The sequence below is a fragment of the Aeromonas australiensis genome, from assembly GCF_000819725.1.
In the GTDB taxonomy this organism is placed as follows: Bacteria; Pseudomonadota; Gammaproteobacteria; order Enterobacterales; family Aeromonadaceae; genus Aeromonas; species Aeromonas australiensis.
The window spans coordinates 58,677-79,944 of sequence record NZ_CDDH01000056.1; the positions used below are offsets into that span (position 1 = coordinate 58,677).

The 21,268-nt window shown below is 53.6% G+C and carries 16 protein-coding genes; 6 read left to right on the forward strand and 10 right to left on the reverse strand.

Features of this window, described 5'->3' with window-relative positions; translation table 11 throughout:
• Window positions 1–337: 337 nt before the first annotated feature.
• From BN1117_RS08670 to BN1117_RS08700, 7 genes are read right to left on the reverse strand one after another with little or no spacing between them, the layout of a single operon-like run.
• Window positions 338–3,478, reverse strand: a complete 3,141-nt coding sequence (locus BN1117_RS08670) for a type III restriction-modification system endonuclease (protein ID WP_040096579.1) — start codon at window positions 3,476–3,478, stop codon at window positions 338–340.
• A complete protein-coding gene (locus BN1117_RS08675; protein WP_040096581.1) occupies window positions 3,475–4,158 on the reverse strand; it encodes a DUF4276 family protein in 684 nt (227 codons plus the stop codon). The genes BN1117_RS08670 and BN1117_RS08675 overlap by 4 nt, the downstream gene beginning before the upstream one ends.
• Window positions 4,151–5,257 (reverse strand): AAA family ATPase, encoded by a 1,107-nt coding sequence (locus BN1117_RS19425; protein ID WP_040096582.1) that lies wholly within the window; start codon window positions 5,255–5,257, stop codon window positions 4,151–4,153. The genes BN1117_RS08675 and BN1117_RS19425 overlap by 8 nt, the downstream gene beginning before the upstream one ends.
• Window positions 5,258–5,266: 9 nt before the next feature.
• A complete protein-coding gene (locus BN1117_RS19430) occupies window positions 5,267–7,234 on the reverse strand; it encodes a site-specific DNA-methyltransferase (RefSeq protein WP_040096584.1) in 1,968 nt (655 codons plus the stop codon).
• Window positions 7,235–7,283: 49 nt separating this feature from the next.
• A complete protein-coding gene (locus BN1117_RS08690; protein WP_052441459.1) occupies window positions 7,284–7,964 on the reverse strand; it encodes a DUF4391 domain-containing protein in 681 nt (226 codons plus the stop codon).
• 11 nt (window positions 7,965–7,975) lie between these two features.
• The gene (locus BN1117_RS08695) at window positions 7,976–11,251 is read right to left on the reverse strand and encodes an SNF2-related protein (protein ID WP_040096586.1); all 3,276 of its coding nucleotides are present in this window, start codon (window positions 11,249–11,251) and stop codon (window positions 7,976–7,978) included.
• A gap of 51 nt (window positions 11,252–11,302) precedes the next feature.
• Window positions 11,303–12,139 carry a WYL domain-containing protein gene (locus BN1117_RS08700; protein WP_209435235.1) on the reverse strand — a complete coding sequence of 279 codons (837 nt, stop codon included), beginning with the start codon at window positions 12,137–12,139 and terminating at the stop codon, window positions 11,303–11,305.
• A 302-nt stretch (window positions 12,140–12,441) separates the two neighbouring features.
• On the opposite strand from BN1117_RS08700, the gene BN1117_RS19005 reads away from it, so the two are divergent.
• On the forward strand, window positions 12,442–12,507 hold the full coding sequence (locus tag BN1117_RS19005) for a DUF4113 domain-containing protein (protein WP_234887775.1): 66 nt from the start codon (window positions 12,442–12,444) through the stop codon (window positions 12,505–12,507).
• Window positions 12,508–12,538: 31 nt separating this feature from the next.
• On the opposite strand, the gene BN1117_RS19840 is transcribed toward BN1117_RS19005, so the two are convergent.
• Complete coding sequence (locus BN1117_RS19840; RefSeq protein WP_244463529.1) at window positions 12,539–13,150, reverse strand: Fic family protein; 612 nt, start codon at window positions 13,148–13,150, stop codon at window positions 12,539–12,541.
• A 567-nt stretch (window positions 13,151–13,717) separates the two neighbouring features.
• On the reverse strand, window positions 13,718–14,029 hold the full coding sequence (locus BN1117_RS20030; protein ID WP_040096589.1) for a YagK/YfjJ domain-containing protein: 312 nt from the start codon (window positions 14,027–14,029) through the stop codon (window positions 13,718–13,720).
• 18 nt (window positions 14,030–14,047) lie between these two features.
• Here BN1117_RS20030 and BN1117_RS08715 point away from each other — a divergent pair, with 18 nt between their 5' ends.
• From BN1117_RS08715 to BN1117_RS08730, 4 genes are all read left to right on the forward strand, one after another.
• Entirely contained in the window at window positions 14,048–14,932 is an 885-nt protein-coding gene (locus BN1117_RS08715) for a DMT family transporter (RefSeq protein WP_040096591.1), read from the forward strand.
• A gap of 105 nt (window positions 14,933–15,037) precedes the next feature.
• Complete coding sequence (locus BN1117_RS08720) at window positions 15,038–16,975, forward strand: methyl-accepting chemotaxis protein (protein ID WP_040096592.1); 1,938 nt, start codon at window positions 15,038–15,040, stop codon at window positions 16,973–16,975.
• A 501-nt stretch (window positions 16,976–17,476) separates the two neighbouring features.
• A complete protein-coding gene (locus BN1117_RS08725; RefSeq protein ID WP_040096594.1) occupies window positions 17,477–18,880 on the forward strand; it encodes an OprD family outer membrane porin in 1,404 nt (467 codons plus the stop codon).
• A gap of 141 nt (window positions 18,881–19,021) precedes the next feature.
• A complete protein-coding gene (locus tag BN1117_RS08730) occupies window positions 19,022–19,849 on the forward strand; it encodes an SDR family oxidoreductase (protein ID WP_040096595.1) in 828 nt (275 codons plus the stop codon).
• A 91-nt stretch (window positions 19,850–19,940) separates the two neighbouring features.
• Here BN1117_RS08730 and BN1117_RS08735 read toward each other — a convergent pair whose 3' ends face one another.
• Entirely contained in the window at window positions 19,941–20,273 is a 333-nt protein-coding gene (locus BN1117_RS08735; RefSeq protein WP_040096597.1) for a DUF1904 family protein, read from the reverse strand.
• Window positions 20,274–20,361: 88 nt separating this feature from the next.
• Between BN1117_RS08735 and BN1117_RS08740 the strand changes: the two genes are divergently transcribed.
• A complete protein-coding gene (locus BN1117_RS08740) occupies window positions 20,362–21,264 on the forward strand; it encodes a TraB/GumN family protein (protein WP_040096599.1) in 903 nt (300 codons plus the stop codon).
• Window positions 21,265–21,268: the final 4 nt, after the last annotated feature.

The window sequence follows — 21,268 nt, forward strand, 5'->3', positions numbered from 1 at the left end:
TCCATCTGGTCATAGCCCATCGATGTGGTTAAGGATGATATCGTGGTTAAGCATGGGGTCTATCTGTTTGGTATTAGCTGGTCCAGAACAGAGATCATCCCTAAGAAACCGCACCACGCCTCGCTAATATGAGGGGATGGCTGAGGCTGCGATGCCCCGAAAGTTGTTAATCCTGAGTTGACGAATCTGCATCAAGACTTCTGTTGATTGGCTTGTTTTTCACAATTCAGCATGTCGGCGTAATTCAAAAATTTGTTACTGCTTTTCTTTTTAAATCAGATAGTGTGATACAAGTCTCTGAGTCAGGGTTTTCTGACTCAGAGACTTTATTTAGCCATTACCTAACAATATTCATCAGGCTCTTGAAGCTGTCCACGACGCTGTAACTAACCTTTTTCGAGGAGATTTGCTCGCTCAGCTTTTCGAAGAAGCGTTTGGCGCAATCGACCTTGGCTTGCTCCATAGCCTTGAGTTGCAGTGACTCCATCGAGCCCTTGGTCTCTGCAACAAAATAGACATGCTTGACGGCTGCCTCTTCGAACGCAATCGCCCAGTCCGGGTTATAGTCACCAACCGGTGTCGGTATGGAAAAGCCTCGCGGTAACTTGGCGTAGACGGTCACTTCCTTGGCTGATTCAAGTCCGCCAGGATCATCGGATTTCGGATCACCAAAGACCAGTTTGCGCTCCACGTCCGAATCGGTGATCAGATAATCATAGATGTGCTTCTTCAACGGCTGGCCTGCATGGACGAAATCTTGCTTGGATTGCCCAGCAGTAAAGATGCTGCTATCAAACTTATCTTCAAGCAGGTCATACGTCAGATGCTCCACCACCATGGTGGCCTTTTGTGTATTAATCAGACGAGCTGTCTGGCTAATAAAATCCTCAGGGTTGTTGCGGAACTGGTCGAACACCACCTTCTGGATCTTCTGCAATATGGCCGCAACCGTACTGCGCTTGAGCTTGGTCAATTCACAGACCTTACCCAACAGGTCATATTTGACCGTCGAGTGCACCGAATGCTGGTACTCCTCCCGCTCCGTTTCCGATACGGTGAATCCTTGCCCTGTTTTCATCTGCTCATAGGTGGCTTTGTCAACTTGCTCACCCCGCACGATATTGAAATGGAGTTTCTCTACACGCAGATGCTGATCCAGCTCTTTAACCGCCTTAGTTATCAACTCTGCGGAATCAAAATCGACCTGATAGATGGCCTTGTGGTTAATTCGTTGCCACAACTCCTGGAACTCTTTCTTATCGAAATTGCTATTCAGCGGATTGATCTTGCCCTTGCGATCATCGTCGATAGAGGGCAACTGTTTGTCCGTGTAGATGGTATCAATTACATCCAGTATCGGATCACTATAGGGCTGCAGATCACCCGGCATGGCCGCTAACGTACCCGCCTTGCGCGCACTGATATAGGCATCGGTAATGCGGTCCTGCTCATCGGTATAATCATTTTTGACCAGATAGCGATAAATCTTTTTGGCCATATCCTCGGTGATTTTTAAATCGCCCTGTTCAGTTTTCAGCACTTTGCCGACGAAATAATGCTCGTCCGCCTTCTGCGGTCGGGTAGAGAGCGACTTACTGATATCACTCTGCAGTGCCGAGACAAAATCCTTGTAGCTCTCGCTGGCGACCACAGTCAGACGGTTGATGTCATGTACCCGAATGGGATCATCCATCCGCTCACCAAACTGATTGACGGCCAGACGCAAGCCACGGCCCACCTCCTGACGTCGAGTAGTGGTATTGTCGCTGTGTTTGAGGGTACAAATCACAAACACATTCGGGTTATCCCAACCTTCCCGCAGTGCCGAGTGTGAGAAGATAAAGCGGGTTGGCTCCTCAAAGCTCAATAACTTCTCTTTATCCTTTAGGATCAAATCATAGGCATCCACATCATCGGTTTCCGTGGCCTTCTTGCCCACATTCGGATCAACCATGCGCTTGGATTTTTTATCGATAGAGAAGTAACCATTGTGGGTCTTTTCGACCGGGATGCTGCGCAAATAGTGCAGATAAGGGGAATCAAACTGGCCAAGATGGGCATCCAATTCCAGTTGGTACTCTTCTTCAAAGATACGGGCATATTCGCCCTTTTCATCAGCCGCAGAATAATCACGGTACTTGGCCACTTCATCGATAAAAAACAGGCTCAGCACCTTGATCCCCTGATCAAATAGCTGGCGCTCCTTTTCAAAATGCGCCTTGACCGCCTCGCGGATCTGCATCCGGCGCAGCGCCGACTCACTGACATCGCCACAGGCATCACCGGCCACCAGCTCAACACCATTCGTGAAGCTAATGGTATCAGTATTGGCATTGATGTCTGAGACAACAAAACCTTGGTACTGAGCCAATTCTCCCGAATGTTCAAACAGGTTATAGCCCTTATTCACCTTGCGCACATCACGTTTGATGGCGCCACTGGCGGAACGGATCTCGAATTCAAGGCGCGCCACAGGCGGTTTGCTGGCCGACACTTCAATCCCTTCCAGATAGAGATAAGCATTGGTCCCCGCTAGGCCCCGTGTCGTTATGCCACGCACGGCGATTTTCTTCACCAGCTTCTGGTTGTAGGCATCCAGCGCATCGAGGCGATGCACCTTGTTGTGCAGCGAGTTGTGCGTTGCCGAGTAACGCAGAATAAACAGCGGATTAAATTCAGTCAGCGACTCCAGGGTTTTTGCCCCTTCGAGCTTTTGCGGCTCATCGAGGATCATGATGGGCTGGTTAGCCTTGATGATATCGATAGGCTTTCTAGACTGAAAGCTATCCAATCCCTCCATGGTCTTTGTTCCATCGGCCAATATCTTCTCTTGACCGTAGATCCGGCGAGCATCGGCACCACGGGCATTAAACGCCTGCACGTTGATAACCATGATGTTGATACCGCCATCGGAGGAGAAACTCTCCAACTGATGTAACTGCTTGGAGTTGTAGATAAAGAACCGGGCTTGTTTCTGGTAATCCTGCTGGAAGTGCTCTGCGGTAATTTGCAGCGACTTGTAGACACCTTCACGAATGGCAATGCTGGGCACCACAATAATGAACTTGCTCCAGCCATACTGGCGGTTCAGCTCAAAAATGGTCCGAATATAACAGTACGTCTTACCCGTACCGGTCTCCATCTCGATGTCCAGGTTGAGCTTGGCACCAGGATGGTACTTGGTTAATTTTTTGCCATCGCGATCGCGGTAATCATTGAGTGCGCTGGAGTGGGGCAAATTCTGCCGGGTTTGGACTGCCTGGATATTGGCCAGCAGTTGTGCCTCAGACAGCTGGATCTCGGCGTTTTTAAACCCAGCCTCTTCATAGGTGGTGGAGCCGGAGTGACCTGTTGCCACCGCGCCCGGATCAATCTTGTAATGGCGGGCGGCATCATTGGGCAATTGGCCCTTGAAACAGTCTACGACCGCCTGCACTGCCTCGGCCTGGTAGGCCTGGTGTTTGAATTTCAGTTTCATACGCTCTCCTGCATCAGCGCCTCAAATCGCGCAATCCACGCATTAAAGAGCGGACATTGTGCTCTCATCTGTGCAATACCAATGCGCTCAGCAATGGCAATCCCTTTGCTTGTTTTGGCAAATTTGCCACCTGACCAACCATCCAGTCGTTTGGAGGGGGCCGTTTCCCGACCATTATTGATAGATTCTGGTTCACCGCTCTCTTCAAGCACACGCGCAACCAGTGGTTCTGGTATGCCCAGCTCTGCGGCCAAAATGGCACTATCGCTAAAGAGCCAGGCTTCAAATTCATGGACGGCAATAAAGGGGATAAAACGGCGCTCGGCTTGTTGTGCAGCACACTGTTCGACCACACTGGCTCTGGCTGCGCCGTTAAGGTGTGCAGCGATCCCGACCGGCTCAAGACCTGCAGGCAGGGTATCCAGACCGGGCCACTCCTTGACGCCATAGTAATCCACCAGCGTGGTGACATAGGTATCAGGCCGCTGTTTGAGATGGCGCTCAATATCACGACTGACGCGACTGAAACGGACATCGCCACCTTTTTGCCCAGGTTTACTCACCTGGGTCGCGCTCATAAAAATATTCTGCTGCGCCAGATAAGGCTGCAAGAGCGATTCAACAAACACCTGCTCAGTCTTGCCTTCGACAATGGCAATCACCTCGATGTAATCACTCATAACGCGGGCCCCCGGCGATCACATTCTTGGTCCAGAGCTCACCGACCGAATACTCCTCCAGCCATTGTGCATAATCGTCCTCATTGAGCCGCTCGAAGGTCGAAGCGCCCCCCTTGCGGTTCACCACAACAATATCGTCAATGGCAAACTGGTCGATCAGGGCCGGAGATTGGGTGGCGACAATCACCTGGGTGCGCAGGGAAGCCTGCTGAATTAGCTCGGCCAAGATCGCGATGGCGGCTGGGTGTAATCCCAACTCTGGTTCATCAATGATGACGGTAGACGGCGGGTTGGGTTGTAGCAGTGCCGTCGCCAGGCAGATAAACCGGATCGAGCCATCAGAGAGGTGATAGGGCTGCATCGGGTAGTCGGAGCCTTTTTGCCGCCAGCTGATATTGATCTCTTCGCGTGCGCCGCTTTGACGCGGTTCCAGCATAAAGTCTTCAAAAAAAGGCGTAACCAACCTCACCGCCTTGAGGATCGCCTTGTACTCGGCGGGATAAGTGTCGCGCAGCTTGAGTAAAAACGGCGCTATGTTGGCCGCGTCGGTACGCAGCTGCTTGTTATCCTGCACTATCTCGTAATTGCGCATCCCGGCGCTCGCGCTGGTGTCATGGAAATGGTAAATCTGCCATGAGGCGATGGCGTCATACACAGGGCGGGAATAACGCGCATCCGGTTGGTTTTCCAACACCTCGGCCACCAGCCTGGACTTGCCATCGTTGCTGTCACCGAGCACCCACCAGCCACTACTACCTGCCGCGTAGTAGCGGGCTTCATCTTCCAGTGCCAACTCATCGGCCGGGGTGGGCACCAGGCTAAAGCGATAGCCGCGCTGGCCGAAGTGGGTCTCGAAGAAAAGCTGAGGCGTCATTTTGCGGCCATTAAACAGCAGGGCCCCGGCCCCGCCGCTATCACGCACAAAGCGATTGAGGTTACCATCGATCAGCGCCCGCAGCATCTTGAAGAAGGCGATCAAGTTACTCTTGCCCGCGCCATTGGCGCCGACAATCACATTCAGGCTGTTGAGCTTGAAGTCGTTCAGCTCTTGGATTGATTTGAACCCTTTGATCGTCAGGGTATCCAGTGATGTGCCCATACCGGCTCCTTAAATCGCCTTAACCTCGGTCAACGGACTGAGCTGCTTGAGCAGCTGTTCGGCGTTGATTTTGACCGCATCGGAGGCAAACCCGGCATCGCGGAACACCAGGCGCAACGGGCTAAAGGTCGCCAATTGACGGATAAAGGCATCGTCAATGCCGCCGGTCTTATCGAAGCAGGCCACCAGGGCACCGTGTTTATGCTCGGCATCGGCATCCACAAAGAAGACGCTCTTGCCATCAATGGTTTGCCGCAGGATCGGTGCCATCAGATCCACACCCCAGTCCAGCATCACCTGAAACAGCAGATCTTCTTCGGTGCGGTCGGCCTTAATATTGTCGACTTGAGCAAAGAGATCGTCTTGAATAATGGCATCCGGGTTGTAATAGACATCAGTCATATTGGATGAATCAATTTTTAGCACACGGAAGCCAATGTCCTTGCTCCACCCCTCATGGCATTCGCCACCGAGCATTTTCTTGCCAGCGTTGCGAATTCGGTCTTTGCCTATTTCAGCAATTGTTTTATATCCCGCCTGGTAGGCTTGTGTACTATTACCGCATGGTTCGGGAAGCTGCACCATAATAAATCGCCGCCCCCCACCATCTTCAGCATTAAGTTTCAAAATCGCGTGAGCAGTTGTTGCAGACCCAGAAAAAAAGTCGACTGCAATAAAGTTTTTATCCCTAACCATACTGAAAAGATATTTGATTAGCTCAACAGGTTTAGGGTAGTCGTCGAACGGAACTCCCAAATCCATCAATTCGGCAGTAGCCTTTTGTGGCCCCCCAAAGCCAGAGAGCATCGAAATTACATGACTAGGTTCACCACGGACCTTGACAGCTTCAATCGCGCCACTTGATGTGATTTCGAATACGGTCTCTTGACCCTTTCCATCAAAAATGGACTGGCATTTGTTGCGAATAAAATCTTCAAGGAGCTCCTTGGAGCTCCAGCCGCTGTAAACCTTTGCCCTATGGGTTAACTTTCCAGCTTTAACGGTGATTTCTTCGCGAACATGTGGCCACGAATCAGTGCGCACCGAGACAGTTCCACTGTCAAATGCAGCGGGAAAACCGATCGGAAGTGTTATCTCGCTAGGGGGGTTCTTAGGACCATTTTTGACAATAGTATTTCTGATTTCAGGGCGAAATATCTTACTTTCAGCTGGAGTCCCTGGATCAACAACAAGTGGATGCAGGAATGCTGTTTCTTGTTTTGCGTAAGCCAGTATATATTCGTGGCAATACTTAAATTTTGCCTGATTATCAAAATTCCCATCAGTACGCCAAGCGAACATGCAAAGCATGTTGTCTTCACCAAAAATTTCATCGGCAATTTTTCGGATGTTTCCAAGCTCTTTGTGGTTAATGGATATGAATATAGCTCCATCGTCTTGCAACAAATTGCGCGCAATCCTAAGCCTTGAATACATCATACTTAACCAGTCTGAGTGCATACGCCCATTTGATTCAACGTTTGCTACAAGCCTACCGCCAGACTCGTCCTTCTGATTGGTTCGAGTAAGGTACCCCTCAACATCTTCGGCAAAATCATCTTTATAGATGAAATCTTTCCCCGTGTTATATGGCGGATCAATATAGATCATCTTTACTTTGCCAAGGTAATATTCCTGCAGCAATTTCAACGCATCCAGATTATCGCCTTCGATAAAGAGATTCTGGGTGGTATCAAAATTAACGCTCTCTTCGCGGCAAGGCCGCAGCGTTTTGGCTATCGGCGCATTGGCAGTCAGCAGTGCCTCGCGCTTACCGGGCCAGTTCAGCTGGTAACGCTCTTGCGGCCCGTCGACGATATGGGCCGAGAGCTCTTGTTTGAGCAGATCAAAATCGATGGCGCGCTTGAGCTCGCCATCCTTGCCTTGTGATTCGGTCACACAGTTGGGAAACAGAGCCGCCAGTTGCTCAATATTCTGGGCCACCAGATTGGGGCTATGCATTTTCAGTTTTTCCATGAGAATTCCTGTTGGTGATGCCAAACAAAACGTAGAAATAAGGTTACGCCTACAAGGCTTGTCGCGTCTGTCTTAGCGCATTCAGCTCACGATTTAACTCTACTTTTCGGTTAAACTGCCTCTCTTTTTGCAGTTGCGATTGCAAACGCCTAATGCGTTTATCCAGCTTGGTCAGTTCATCAAGCCGTATGATCCAGTCGCGTAACGGCTCTTCCGATCTGGGCGGATGCGGTGTCACACCTTGCAGCAAAATGCGATAGAGCTGGGCGATATCAAGCGCCACCGGCAACGCCACCAGCGAATCTGGCTCAGGCATGGGCAGCCAGTCTGACGCAAAATAATCGCCAATTTTCACCTTATCTGAGCCAACCACGGCGGGCGCCTTATACGCCAACTGGTACTGGATCTGGTGCTGCTCCCCCACTCGCCGATGGATACGAAAAAAAATGGGGTGCACTATCTGCCCATCAATAGCACGCAAGAGCTGTTCATCTAATTCGCAAACAGCTGCTTTAAGTTCAATATCAAATACCTGCACTTCTTGATAGTCGCCCCCAGCGACCATATTCAGGGTGTCGGATGATAGCTTGTGCGACCAGTTAATCTCTTGCACCTGGGTCACAAACAACTGCCGCAAGGCCGCCGTCGGGTTCAGTCTTTGATACAGCGCCTCTTTGGGGAGGCGGCGGTTCAATTCGGTAGAGCGCGGAAAGCGATAATGGGATGTCATGCTATCTGCTCTTATCCCTGTACCACGATGAAGTTGATCAACTCGAACTGATCCAGCCCCGCAATCTCATTCTTGAGCGCAGTTGTCGGCCCCCCACTGAACAGGCTGTCGATATCACTTTGTTCTTTCACCGCCACCATGGCATGAATAGCCTGATCCAGCAGCGCCGAATAGTGGGCCATCTTACGGCCATCCTGCGTTACTTGATTGAACAGCTGGCAAGCCATTTCGTCAGCACTTTCCTTGCCCTTACAGGCGGCGCGGATCCGGTCCAGCAAAGGCTTAGCCTGCAGGTGGTTGATAGCGACGTCGCCATTATCCGCCATGTAGATCAGGTAGTAGGGATGTAGCCTGTTTTGCTGATCAATATTCACTCCGGCATGGCGATTACGCAGCGCAAAAATGACACCAGGAATCAGGCCCCGCGCGGGGTCGGCAGCCACGACGGTATGTAACCCATTGGGCAGGTGTGTAATATCAGGGTGGGTTTTCAGATAGTTCAGTAAATCCATTCTGAACTCATTTAAACCGAGATCGGTGATCGAGATGCCGCTTTTGACATCCTCCAGGTCGATCACTTCCTCTTGTAAGCGCTTAAGCTGCTCCTTGCGATAGGCCACATCGTTGGCCTGAGCGGTCAGCACGTTATCATCCCCTGTTGAAGTCAGATCGGAGATCACCATGCGATTCTCAACCCGCTCTTTGAGGTTGATGTACTCATCAAGGCTGATATCTGGCCAGTAGTTGACTAGCTGAATGCACTCATTGAGCGAGCCGATACGATCGACGCGCCCGAAACGCTGGATGATGCGTACCGGGTTCCAGTGAATGTCGTAATTCACCAGGTAATCGCAATCCTGCAGGTTTTGGCCTTCGGAAATGCAATCTGTCCCAATTAAGAGATCCAGCTCGGCTGGCTCATCAGGCAGGATATGGGCTTTCTCTTTCGAACGAGGAGAAAAGAGCGTCAGTAGACTCTGGAAGTCATACCCCTTGCCAACAGTTGATTTGGCCGCGCTACTGCCAGTGACCTTGCCAAGGTGCAACCTATGTTGCTGGCACAGAGGCGCTAGCTGTTCGTAAAGGTAATCGGCCGTATCAGCAAATGCAGTGAAAAGCAGAACCTTGCGATTACCAGGATTGATTGGGTTTTGCCATTTTTGTTGTAACAAGTTTTTAAGATGGGCGAGTTTGGCATCTTGTTGTGGTGTCACCTTGGCCATTTCGGTCAGCAACCCATCGATGATGTTCAGATCATCGCTCAGGTGCCGTTCCCAGCTGAGAATGTCCATGTCTGCCAAGTTGATTTTGATTTTGCCGCCGGTAGAAAAGGCATCGGCCAATTCTTCCAGTTCCCCCTCATCTTCCAGATCCCAATCCCGCGCCCCTGTAAGCACACGAGCCTCATCCATGCCACTGTCAGAGCCTTTGCGCTTAAAGGCATCAATATTGCCCAATGCTTCCTTTAACAGGCGCTGCAACCCCTGTAGAGTCAGACGAAAGGCTTGGACCGAGCTTTCCAGACGTTTGAGCAGGTTGATCGTCATCAGCCGTTGCAAGGCCTTCTCACGGTCTGCCTGACGGAGTCGGCTCTTCCCCCCCTGCACGTTTGTGTCGTACATGGCCTCGTACTTGGCCATTCTGCTCGGCAGTATGTAACTCACCGGCGCGTACACAGCCAGACGTAGGCCTGAGAGCTGCTCGAAAATTTCATTGAAGCCAATGACCCCGGCATGCTGTGTCAACGGAGGCTGAAACGACAAGGGTTTATTGCGAGTAGGGAACCGACCAATATCCTTGGTATCGTAGAAGGTCTGAATATGCCGACGAGAGCGTGCAATGGTGACGCTATCAAGCAGCCGGAAGAAGTCGAAATCCAAGGCCGCTAACAGAGCCGTGGCAGTGCGCTTCTCGGGCTCCAGTTCAGCCCAATTATTAAATGCCTTCTGAGCCCGCTTGAATATCTCATCTATCCCCAGATGGGTATCAAGTTTCTTGTGCAGCGTAGCGGAATCCCCTTCATACGCCAGTGCCAGTTGATTCTTCAGATCGCTGAATTTGTTGTTTACCGGCGTTGCCGAGAGCATCAGAACCTTGGTTTTAACACCCGACCGAATCACCCTGTTCATCAACGCCTGATAGCGAGTTTCCTGTTCCTTGTAGGCCTGGTTGTTACGGAAGTTGTGAGACTCATCGATCACCACCAAATCATAATTGCCCCAGTTCACCCGGCTAAGCGACATGCCCAGAGACTCGCCTTTGGTGCGCTGCAGATCGGTGTGACAAAGCACATCAAAGTTAAAACGATCTTTAACAAATGGATTGGTAGTGAAGTTGCTGTTGTAGTTGGTCCAGTTCTCTGCCAGTTTTTTTGGACATAGCACCAGTACCGACTTGTTGCGCAGCTCGTAGTACTTCACGACAGCCAATGCAGTAAAGGTTTTCCCCAGACCCACACTATCCGCCAGTATGCAACCGTTGTAAGTTTCCAGCTTGTTGATGATGCCGGTGGCCGCATCTCGCTGGTAATTAAAAAGTTTTTGCCAGATCAGACTGTCGCGATAGCCCGTTTTATCATTGGGCAAAACGTCTTCATTGATATCTTCTAGGAACTCATTGAACAGGTTGTAGAGCAACTGAAAATAGATCTGTTCCGGCGGGTTTTCCTGATAGACGGTGCTCATGTATTGCACCAGGCGATCCGTCACATCGGTCAGTTTTTCTTTGTCGTGCCAGACCTGATCAAATACCGAAAGAAAGGTCTGAGTTGAGCTAACTTCATCCATTCCCATAACGAGGTTGGATACAGCATTACCCTTTTGATAACCCAAATCAACGGCAGTAAAACCTTGCAGGGGTTGATAGACCATGTTCTGGGGAGCCGACTCGACAATAGCAAACTGTTGCATGGGAGCCGATGTCAGATTGGAGCGGAACTTTGCCTTGCGCCTGATCCAGTCTGCACACTCGCGCGCAATCGCCTTCTGGGTCAGCTTGTTTTTTAGCTGAATCTCGAACTCGCTACCGAAGAAGGCGCGTTCCTTTCCTTCATCTGGAATATGAAACTCGCGCTTTTCCTTCTTCAGCTTATCGACCGCTTCTTCTTCAACAAATGTGGGCGCCGTAAAGATGAACTCCAGTTCATCCACTTGTTCCAACTGCTGCTTCAACGCCTCGTAGGCATAGATAGAAAAACACGAGGCAGCAATCTTCAGCTTGGCTCCCGGCAACAAGCTGTTCTTGAGTTCATCACCCAATAGAGAATTAATGTTATCAATCAGCTTCATGCTTGGGACCTATGTGACCACGCTTCGGAAATGCTATCCAACGACTGTTCATTAATGGTTCGCCCCATAACCTGGAGCCAACATCAGATTCTCTACGCCATACAAGGTGGCCTGATTGTTCAAGGCCAGCGGATGGCGCTCGGCAGGCAAGTTGTGCTCAGGGGAACAGTCCACATTCCAGTAGTTGAGCAGATAGCCCGCCAATGCGGCACGGACCTGCACATCACGCTTACCATCAACCATGCCATAGTCCATCGCTATGGCCTCTGGATGAGCTATCGCAGGGTGCGGGATCAGCTCCAAATCAACAATTCGGTTCCACTGATGATCGAACTCACGGGTCTCTTTTCCCGACGGAACATCATTTAACAAAAAGACAGAGTCAAAGCGCGAACAGGAAAAATCCCGGAACGCCTGCCGGAGCCGATCAAAGGCTCGGACATGCCAGCGATGGCCATCATTGGCCAAGCTGTGGGGCACCAGTTCACGCAGTGTCCGCCCGGACGAGAGCGATACATAGCTACAGCTGATTGCTTTTTGCAGGTGAATGGCACGCATTAGAGCTGACAACATTTCAGTCTTGGGCTGGATCAATTGCTGTGGTGCCAAGCAACGCGCATTCGGTAAATGTGGTTGTGTGATGCCATTGCCAAAACCAAAAGCCAGACAAGAGAGTGCGGCGGTAGGCTCATGGTCAAACAACGGTTTGAATGCAGGAGTCCGCTCATAGACCTTGTTTTGAGGACGCAACACCAGGTTGCCCGCACAAAACTCCTTATAGGTCCCAAAGTCTCGGGTTGCAGCTGCAGGACCAATACAGAAGCGCTCAATCAGCGCAGCACGGGTGATAGAGCCAAAGTAGTTGAGGCAAAAATCGATATACGCCAAGCGCTCTCGCTGGGCGTAGGGAAGCTCGTCTAGAACCTGCATGCGGTTACGGTCAGATATGTTCAATAGAGACTTAAGCTATCATAACGAACAAGTCATGCAATCAAAATGATGCCTTGATGTGAGCTTGGTGATAAAACTGCCTTATGCGGCTCTTATCGGCTGATTTATCCAGCGTATAAACAGCGTCAGGGTGATGTGGTGATTGCACTACTCGATGGCGGCTTCACGGTAAAGACCTTGCAGCTCAAGCCGAGGCTGCGGCTGTTGCCAGCCAAGGTACGGGGTCGCCTGAGTGGATGATGCGACAAGAGCACCTGAGCCCCTGCTACACCACCCGCTGGGAGGACCTGCCGGTGGCCAGGTAGCCCTGAGTCGGTTAGTTGCGGGGCTAGATGGTTACGCGTCAGGATCCAATACCTCCCAACGTCCGCTCTTACGCGGCCCAACAAAGCGCAATCGCCCGTCTTTGACAAGCACGGCCACAGCTCTCTCCACTGTACTGGTCGACTTGCCAATCCGCTCTGCAACTTGCTTGAGCGTTATGGTCGGCTCAGCCGCCAGTTCCGCCAGTTCCGCCAGTTCCGCCAGTTCCGCCAAGATGGCCTGGGGTGTTTTGACCCGCTTTTCTACCTGCGTTTCAACCCTCATTTCTACCCGCATTTTCTCCTGATGAGGTGATACTGCTGCTGGTTGAATCGCAATCGCCTGGGCCAGCGCATCGCGCAGCGCTTCCAATAAAAAGAGGATAAACTCGGTACAATCACTGCGACTGTCAGCCTGACTTAGCTGCTGATAGTAGTGATCTTGCCGAGCGTTGATCATCGTCTCCACTGGTAAGAAAGCCATTACAGGCTGCCAGCGACTCAATATCACCGCCTGCCATAAACGCCCCATCCGACCATTTCCATCCGCAAATGGATGAATAAACTCCAACTCATAATGCAAGGCACAGGAAGCGATCAGCGGATGAGCCTCGGTCTCAGCCAGCCAGGTCAATAGGTGTTCCATCAGACGAGGGACCTGGTTCGCAGGGGGAGCCATATGCACCAACTACTCGCCTCGATAGATACCTACACCACCGCTACGCCAGTGACCCGCATCATCACAGAGTCCACGCATCAGGAGTCTGTGAGCACCAAGTAAATCATCAGCTGAAGCTGGATCCCAATCAGGCATTGCTTCATAGGCCGCGAACGCATTACGGACCTCTTGGATTTCCCGTGGAAGCCCAAACACCGTCTTTCCCTCAATCACTGCCGTCACCTGTTCAACACTCAGTGTGTTGTGCTCAATCGCCAAGGAGGCTTGGATAGTGCGGATCCGGTTCTCTCGACGCAGCATCGGCACCTGGGAGCTCTGAGCAAACCGCCACTACCCCACCAAGTCTGCGATGTCCGCCACCCGACTCAACATGGCGTGGGTCAGGGTGAAGGGAGGGGAATAAGCTGCCATGGGTTACTCCAACTGATGCGATAACAAATGAGGGTTAGCTTAACAGATCCGGGAGCAGAAACTCCCGGATCTGATGCCATCTAAAACTGCAGTAAAAGTCTTTTTATCAACACCAATAAGCCTTCAAATGTTACTCCCCCCGAAACAGCGGTATCCTTCTCCGCGTCTCTTTGTCTCGTTTTTAGCCAGATAGGCTGTCCGCACAAGCATCTTCTTGAGTGACTCGGTATCATTCCGCTCAATGAGATACTCAGCATTATTGGGAAAATGCACCAATCCCATTTTTTTACAATCTTGCAGGTCGTTTTTGGCAACAATGAATCCGCCCGCCCCACCACCCAACGGTGATGACCCTCTCCTTTCTGCATTCAGTGCCTGCGCGCTCTGATAGACTGCTTGCCTTTGGCTGGTCTTTGAGGCCAAGCCCTGTTTCATCTTGCAAAGGAGTGTTGGATGTCCGGATGTTCCTGGTGGGATAGATCCACCGCTTTTGCACTGCTGACCATTGTGCTGTGGGCTTCACTGGCGGCGCTGACGTCACGGGTTACCAGCGTGTCACCACTGGTGCTGGTCGGGCTGGTGCTGTTTTTCTGCGGGGTCGGAGCTTTGCCGTTCTGGCGCCAGTGGCGTGCCCGCCCCATTACCTGGCTGGTGACGGTTACGGCATTGCTGCTCTACCATCTGCTGCTCTTTATGAGCTTTCGCCACGCCCCGGTGCTGGAGGCAAACCTGATTAACTACCTCTGGCCGCTCTGTATCATTCTGTTCACCCCGCTGTTGCTGCCCGGCCATCCACTCCATGCCCGTCATCTGCTGGCTGGCGCCTTCGGTCTGGCGGGCTCCATGCTGGTGATGGTCAATGGCGAGCTGCAACTGCAGCAGGTCTATCTGCCGGGATACCTGTTGGCGCTCGGTGCAGCTGTCGTCTGGGGAGCCTACTCTGTGCTGTCGCGCCGTCTGCCACCAGCCCCCGCCGTGGTCACTGCGGCAGCCTGCCTGCCCGCAGGTTTGCTGGCGCTGCTGCTTGCCCGTCTGCTGGAGGGACCCCTGCCGCTCGCGCAGATCCCCACCAGTGACTGGAGCCTCATCATCGGGCTGGCGCTGGGACCGATGGGGGCGGCCTTTGTGACCTGGTATCTGGCACTGCGGGATGGGGATCCACGGCGGATTGGTGCGCTGGCCTACCTGACACCACTGCTGAGCACCTTGCTGCTGGTGTTGCTCAATGGAGAAACGCTAACCTCGCGCCATCTGCTTGCTGGCGCACTTATCATGGGAGGCGCCCTGCTGGGTATGCTGGGCCAACGCAACAGAGCGCTGGCATCACCTGCCAGTTAAGTCGGCAAAATTGGGCAGCCTGACCATGTTGTCATAAAAACGCCATCATCCCTGTTTAGGCTCGGGCCACGCTCCCCAATGGTCTGTGCTGACAGGAATTACCCCGTGAAAATCGCCCATTACGCCACCCTATCCTCCCTTGTTCTGTTACTGGTTGCGGGAGGACAGGCGCTGGCCCTCTACCACGGCTGGCAACAGCTTGCCCATACCAATCAGGCCCAGCATCAGCACGAGACGCTGCAACAACTGGTGACCGTGACCCTGCAAAACAGTCTGCGTGACTACCTCAACAGCGGCGATCCACAGCAACTGACCGCGGCGGAGAAGATCCGCCAGCAAGCGCTCTCCTCGCTGGCAGCGAGGGATGATGCCGTGGCAGCCCCGCTCAGACAGCAACTCGAACAGATGGCGCAGCGCATCGCGCACGACTATCAGGCCGCAGGCAAGCTCTCGGGCAACAGCCAGCTGCTGCTGCAAAATGCTGAGAGTGAGCTGGGCAGCCAGGCCATGGCGCTGATCCGCTATGGGGAGCAAGGCGCCAGCACGGAACAATCTGCCGCGGCACAGCAATATCGCCGTAGCGCGGCAGAGATCCTGGCGGGCCTGCCGCGTCTCGCCCATTTGCGCCAAAGCTATATGGAGCAGGGCAATGAGAAGCTGCTCGAAGGGATCCACTTCGAGCTGGAGGCACTGCAAAAACAGGCGCAAGCACTGCAAGCCTTGCCGCTGCTCGGCCTGTATGAAGAGGCGCCCGCCGATGAATTCACCCTGGGGGAGCCGGTACGCAAGGAGCTGGGAGATCAACCGCGCAGCGAATTGCGCTCGCTGCTGGGCCGCTATCCGCAGGAGCTGGCCAACAGCCGCACGGCGCTGCAACAGCAACAGGCCGGCCGCCAGACCGTGCAGCAAGACATCATGGCGATGTTGCAAGCGACCAGACAGATGGGGGAACAACTTGCCCACGAGCGGCAAGCAGTCAATCAGGAGCTGGCCACCATCCTCGGTACGCTGGCGCTCTGCCTGGTGATAGTCGCCCTGCTGTTTGCGCTGGTGCAACGACGCTGGCTGCTCACCCCCTTGTTGCGACTACGCGGAGCCTTTATGCAACTCGATCAGACGGGACAGGCCGAGCCGTTGCCTGCCGGGCGCGATCGCAACGAGCTGGCCGATATTGTTGCCAGCTACAACCGGCTGATCGGCCGCCTGCAGCAGGATCAACAACAGAAAGAGGGGCAGCTGTCTGCGGTATCACTCAGTTTGCAAGGGATGGTCAGTCAGGTTGACGAGATCCATCACAGCACCCGCACCACCGAACAGGTGGTCGACGAGAGCGGCCAGATGATGGATGAGCTGAACCAGCTGGCCGGAGAGGTTCATCAGGTTGCCGCCGACATCGCCCAGCATGCCCACCATAACGAACAGGCGATGAGCCAGAGCGAAGATCTGGTGGGCAGCATGCTGCACGCCACTCATCAGACCGGACTGGCGATTGACGAGAGCGATGAGGCGCTGCAAGCCCTCACCCGCTCGGTTGCCGATGTGACGGCCATTGTCGATGTGATCGGTCATATCGCTCAGCAGACCAACTTGCTGGCCCTCAACGCCGCCATCGAAGCGGCCCGCGCAGGGGAACAGGGACGCGGCTTTGCCGTGGTCGCCGATGAAGTGCGCCACCTCTCGGCCAATACCCAGCAATCCCTCAACCAGATCACCGATATTCTGGGGCGCCTGACCCAATCCGGTGAACAGCTTGGCACTGTACTGAACCGGATCACCAGCGAATCAAGCCGCCAGCGGGCACAGGCGGAGCAACTGCGCCAGACCACCCAGGCGGTGCGGGAGATCGCCCGCAACACCGCAGTGATCGCCCTGCAGGGCGCCGACAACGCCAAAAGTCAGGAACACAAGCTGGCCAGTTTTGCCGATCTGATCGCCCGTATCCACCAGCATGCCCGTCAGGTGAGTCAGCTCTCGGTGCAGGTCTCGTCCCATATTCACCATCAGGCGCAGCAGATCCCCCGCATCCTCGGCCAGCAAGGCTGAGCCCTATTCGCCCCGCATCCCCACCAGATCACTTTCCCTCAACCAGAGGGAAAGTTTTTTTGTAGCACAAAATTATCTGTTATCAGCAGGTTAACTGACGCCTCTTCACCCACATAGGATGCAAACCCGCACCAGCCTGGTTACCGCCACAAGAAAACGTTCTCATTACCGCTCTGCCTGCCATAAGGCTGTTTACGACCTTGCCCGTGATTATTTGCACTCGGTCATACTTTTGAAATGTTGAGGGAACTTTTCATTGATATTTCGCACCGCGAACGTACTCTTGGGGTTGTCCGATAGCCAAGAATCGGAACATAAAAAACAAGCTGTGATGATCAGGACTGCCAACGATGAGATGTGCCAAGACATCCGGGTTCGCAGATAACCAAGACAAGATTTTTTGCCCTTCGGGGTTTTGATTGCAATGCCAATACCGAGCGGTAGGCCCGATGCCAACTGCCGGAAAAAAAAGCTAAGTCCATAAAATCAGGAGCAATACAAATGGAAAAAGTGATCTTCAAGCGCGCCGCTTTGAGTGCCGCTGTGGTAGCCGCTCTGGTCGCCCCCGGTATGGCGTTGGCAGCTCAGGACATGATGAGCCCGGAATATGGCCAGTCCTATGAAACCTTCGTCAAAGACTCCAAACTGACCGGCGGTCTGTTCTACTTCCAGCGTGATCGTCAGCGCATCCAAGGTGGCGCTACTGGCGATGGAAAATATCATTCCAATCTTAGCCATGGTACCGCTCAAGCCGCACTGAACTTTAACTCGGGTTATGCGTGGAACTTTATCGGTCTGGATCTAGGTGGTTTCGGGGCCTATGACCTATCTGTTGACGAGAGTAATGGTGTTAACGAGGAAAATGAATTCAGCTTTGCAGGCAGAAAATGGGGTGGAAAGCTGGATGGTCTCTCAGAAGATGGCTTCAGTCTTTCCAACGCGGCACTGAAATTCAAGTTTGGCGATAGTGTGACCGCCAAGGGTGGTTACACCCAGCTTTACGTGCCGGGTGTCATCGGTGTTAACTGGTCCTATCAACCGGGTACCTACCGTGGTGGCCAAGTTGAAGGCAACTTCGGTGGTCTCTACCTGACCTACGCCATCGCTGACGAGTATAAGGCGCCTTGGTTTAAAGAGACTGCAGGATTCTCTAAAGCAAGCATGTATGCGGGCAATGCTGCATTCAATGATGAAAACAGCATTGACTATATCCACGGTTTAGCTGCTCGTTATACCTTCGAAAATGGCACTGCCGTGACTGGTTCCTTCGGTCAGTCCGAAGGCTATATGGATAGCTACCACTTCAAACTGGCTCACAAGTTTGACGTTCTGGGTGGCCTATCTACCAGTTATCAATTCTACGGTTCTGAAACTGACAACAATGACTACGATGGTCTGGCATGGCAGCAAGCAATTACTGCTGCATTCGGTGTGGGCCCATACGCTTTTCGTGTAGAAGGGTTGTGGAGCAAGGCAGAAGGAAAACTAGGTAACTATTTACCTCGTCTGACTACTGGTTACGCCAACTCTCAGGGTGCTAACGAAATTTGGTGGGACTCTCGGTCTGATTGGAACCACAATAATGAGAAAGCACTGTTCGCCGGTGTAACTCGTACTCTGGATGACTTGGTGGGAGCTCCTGGTTGGGCAGTGGGTGTCTCCGGCGCCTATGGCTGGGATGCCGAAAATGGTGATAGCACACTGAAAAACGGTAAAGAGTGGGCAGCTAACTTCGATGTCATGTACACCGTGCAAGATGGCAAGTTGAAAGGCACCCTGTTCAAGCTGCACTTCACCGACTACAACAACAAGCAAGATGAACTGGGTAGCTGGGCTTATCCCAACATGTTTACCTCCGAGCGTGACGTCAAGTTCCACATCATTGCTCCGTTTACCATCATGTAATCAGGCAATACGATGTCAGCAAACCGGGCCACTTGGCCCGGTTTTCTTTTTGCCGGTTGGCAGGCTAACATGCGAACCGGATAAGGATTTTATCCGCTCACCCGCCAGCACGCTTTTGTCAGCAGTCACAAGGACGCCATCATGCCCCGTTTTGTTCTGATCACCGGTTGTTCCAGCGGTATTGGCCTCGCCGCCGCACAAGCGCTCGGGCAGCACGGTTTTACCGTGATCGCCTCGGCGCGCAAGGCGGAAGATGTGGCCCGCTTGCAGCAACAGGGATTGCTGGCGGTACAGCTGGATCTGGCGGATTCTGCCTCCATCGAACTGGGTGCCAGTGCGGCGCTCCATCTGGCGGGTGGGCGCCTCTATGGCCTGTTCAACAACGGCGCTTATGGCCAGCCCGGGGCGCTGGAAGATCTGCCCACCGAGGCGCTACGTGAGCAGTTTAATGTCAACCTGTTTGGCTGGCACCATCTGATCCGTCAGGTGCTGCCGCCGATGCTGGAGGCCAAAGAGGGGCGGATAGTGCAGAACAGCTCGGTGCTGGGGCTGGTTGCCATGAAGTATCGCGGCGCCTATAACGCCAGCAAATTTGCGCTGGAGGGTTACTCGGATACCCTGCGCCTCGAACTGGCGGGTAGCGGGGTACATATCAGCCTGATTGAACCGGGCCCCATCGATACCCGTTTTCGTGCCAATGCCCGCAGCGCCTTCTTGCGTCATATCGATCCGGCCCAGAGCCGTCATCAGTCGGCCTACCGCCAGACTCTGACACGGCTGGAAAAAGAGGGGGCCACCAGCGGCTTTACCCTGCCGAGCGAAGCCTGCATCCCGCCGCTGCTCCATGCGCTGACCCACGCCCATCCCAAGGCACGCTATCCGGTGACCACGCCGACCCGGCTGTTTGCCTTCTTGCGACGGGTATTGCCCACTCGCTGGCTCGATAAACTGCTGGCCAAATCGGCCTGATCCCGTGATTGGCGACAAGCATCCCATCGCCCGGGTTGGGTTAGCCAGGTAGTGACATCACCCGATCCACCAACCTTGTTTGCCCCTCTCTTCAATAGTGCTCGCCATTGCTGTAGTAGGCGCTCTTGACCAAGGGGAACACCTGCACCACCACATAGGTCTGCTCCCCCAGCACCCGCTTCAAATGGCTGGTGATAAGGCGCGCGGCGGCGTCCTGCATCTCCTGCGGCCGCGCAAACCAGTGCAGCTCGACAAACGGAAATCCCGCCTCTGGCTCGCCGTTGCGGATCCAGCAGCTATCAATCCGCTCCATGGTGACAAACTCCGGCTTGCCGCCGGTCAGCTCGCAAAGCTCGGCCAGCAGCGGGCCGCTCACCTGTTGCAGGGTATCGAGGGTCACGGCGCGAAAACGAAGATGGGGCATGGCAAACCTCTTGGTTATCTGAAATGAGGACTTATCATAGGGGCTATTGTCAGCAAGAGAAGTCACCCGGCGCACATTAAGGATCCTCATGAGATTTCATCGCACCCTCTTTGCCTTCCTGCTCTGCCTGCTGCTACCGCTGCACGCCTTTGCCGACCCCGCCTTCTATCGGGTGAGCAAGGGCAACCAGCAACACTGGCTGCTGGGCTCCATCCATGCGGGCAAACCAGCCCTCTATCCGCTACCCGAGCCGGTCGAGCGGGCCTGGCTACAGAGCCGCGCACTGGTGATGGAGGTGGACATGCACAGCATCACGCCGGATCAGTGGCAACAGACCGGCTCCCTCACCCGACTGGTGGATGGCAAGCCGCTCAAGGATCATCTGCCTGCCGAGCTCTATCAACGCACCCTGATGGCGGGCGCCCGCTATGGCATCGACGAGGCAACCCTCGCCACCCTGCGCCCCTGGTTTGCCGCCATTACCCTGACCCAGGCCGCCATGGCCCGCTCCGACTTCAAGAGTGAACTCGGGATAGACCAGCACTTTGCCGTCCGGGCCGCCAAAGAGGGCAAACCGGTGGTGGGCTTTGAAACCCTGCTGGAGCAGCTCGGTTATCTGGCCAGCGTGGGTGACAACCAGACCCTGATGCTCGCCAGCACTCTGGATGAGCTGCCGATGCTGGAGAGTGGTTTCGCCGCCGTGATGAAGGCGTGGCAGCAGGGAGATGAAGCGATGCTTATCAATCTGCTCAAGGAGGAGATGGCTCCCCCCGCGCTACAGAGCTGGATGGAGCAGACCCTACTGGCCGAGCGCAACCACAACTGGCTGAAAAAATGGTCCACCCTGCCCAACGAGAGCTTTATCGTGGTAGGGGCCCTGCACCTTTACGGCGAACAGGGGTTGCTGGCGTTGCTGGAGCAGCAAGGGTGGCGCATTACCCCACTCACCACACCAGGCCCTGTGCAGGCTCGCTCGCAAGGAGTCCAGTGAGAAC

Coding starts and splice junctions, on each gene's coding strand:
- BN1117_RS20030 (WP_040096589.1), bottom strand. CDS start 14,029: ATGAAACAGGGCTTGGCCTCAAAGACCAGCCAAAGGCAAGCAGTCTAT.
- BN1117_RS08740 (WP_040096599.1), top strand. CDS start 20,362: ATGAGATTTCATCGCACCCTCTTTGCCTTCCTGCTCTGCCTGCTGCTA.
- BN1117_RS08675 (WP_040096581.1), bottom strand. CDS start 4,158: ATGAGTGATTACATCGAGGTGATTGCCATTGTCGAAGGCAAGACTGAG.
- BN1117_RS08735 (WP_040096597.1), bottom strand. CDS start 20,273: ATGCCCCATCTTCGTTTTCGCGCCGTGACCCTCGATACCCTGCAACAG.
- BN1117_RS08730 (WP_040096595.1), top strand. CDS start 19,022: ATGCCCCGTTTTGTTCTGATCACCGGTTGTTCCAGCGGTATTGGCCTC.
- BN1117_RS08670 (WP_040096579.1), bottom strand. CDS start 3,478: ATGAAACTGAAATTCAAACACCAGGCCTACCAGGCCGAGGCAGTGCAG.
- BN1117_RS08725 (WP_040096594.1), top strand. CDS start 17,477: ATGGAAAAAGTGATCTTCAAGCGCGCCGCTTTGAGTGCCGCTGTGGTA.
- BN1117_RS08690 (WP_052441459.1), bottom strand. CDS start 7,964: ATGACATCCCATTATCGCTTTCCGCGCTCTACCGAATTGAACCGCCGC.
- BN1117_RS19840 (WP_244463529.1), bottom strand. CDS start 13,150: ATGGAACACCTATTGACCTGGCTGGCTGAGACCGAGGCTCATCCGCTG.
- BN1117_RS08715 (WP_040096591.1), top strand. CDS start 14,048: ATGTCCGGATGTTCCTGGTGGGATAGATCCACCGCTTTTGCACTGCTG.
- BN1117_RS19425 (WP_040096582.1), bottom strand. CDS start 5,257: ATGGGCACATCACTGGATACCCTGACGATCAAAGGGTTCAAATCAATC.
- BN1117_RS08695 (WP_040096586.1), bottom strand. CDS start 11,251: ATGAAGCTGATTGATAACATTAATTCTCTATTGGGTGATGAACTCAAG.
- BN1117_RS19430 (WP_040096584.1), bottom strand. CDS start 7,234: ATGGAAAAACTGAAAATGCATAGCCCCAATCTGGTGGCCCAGAATATT.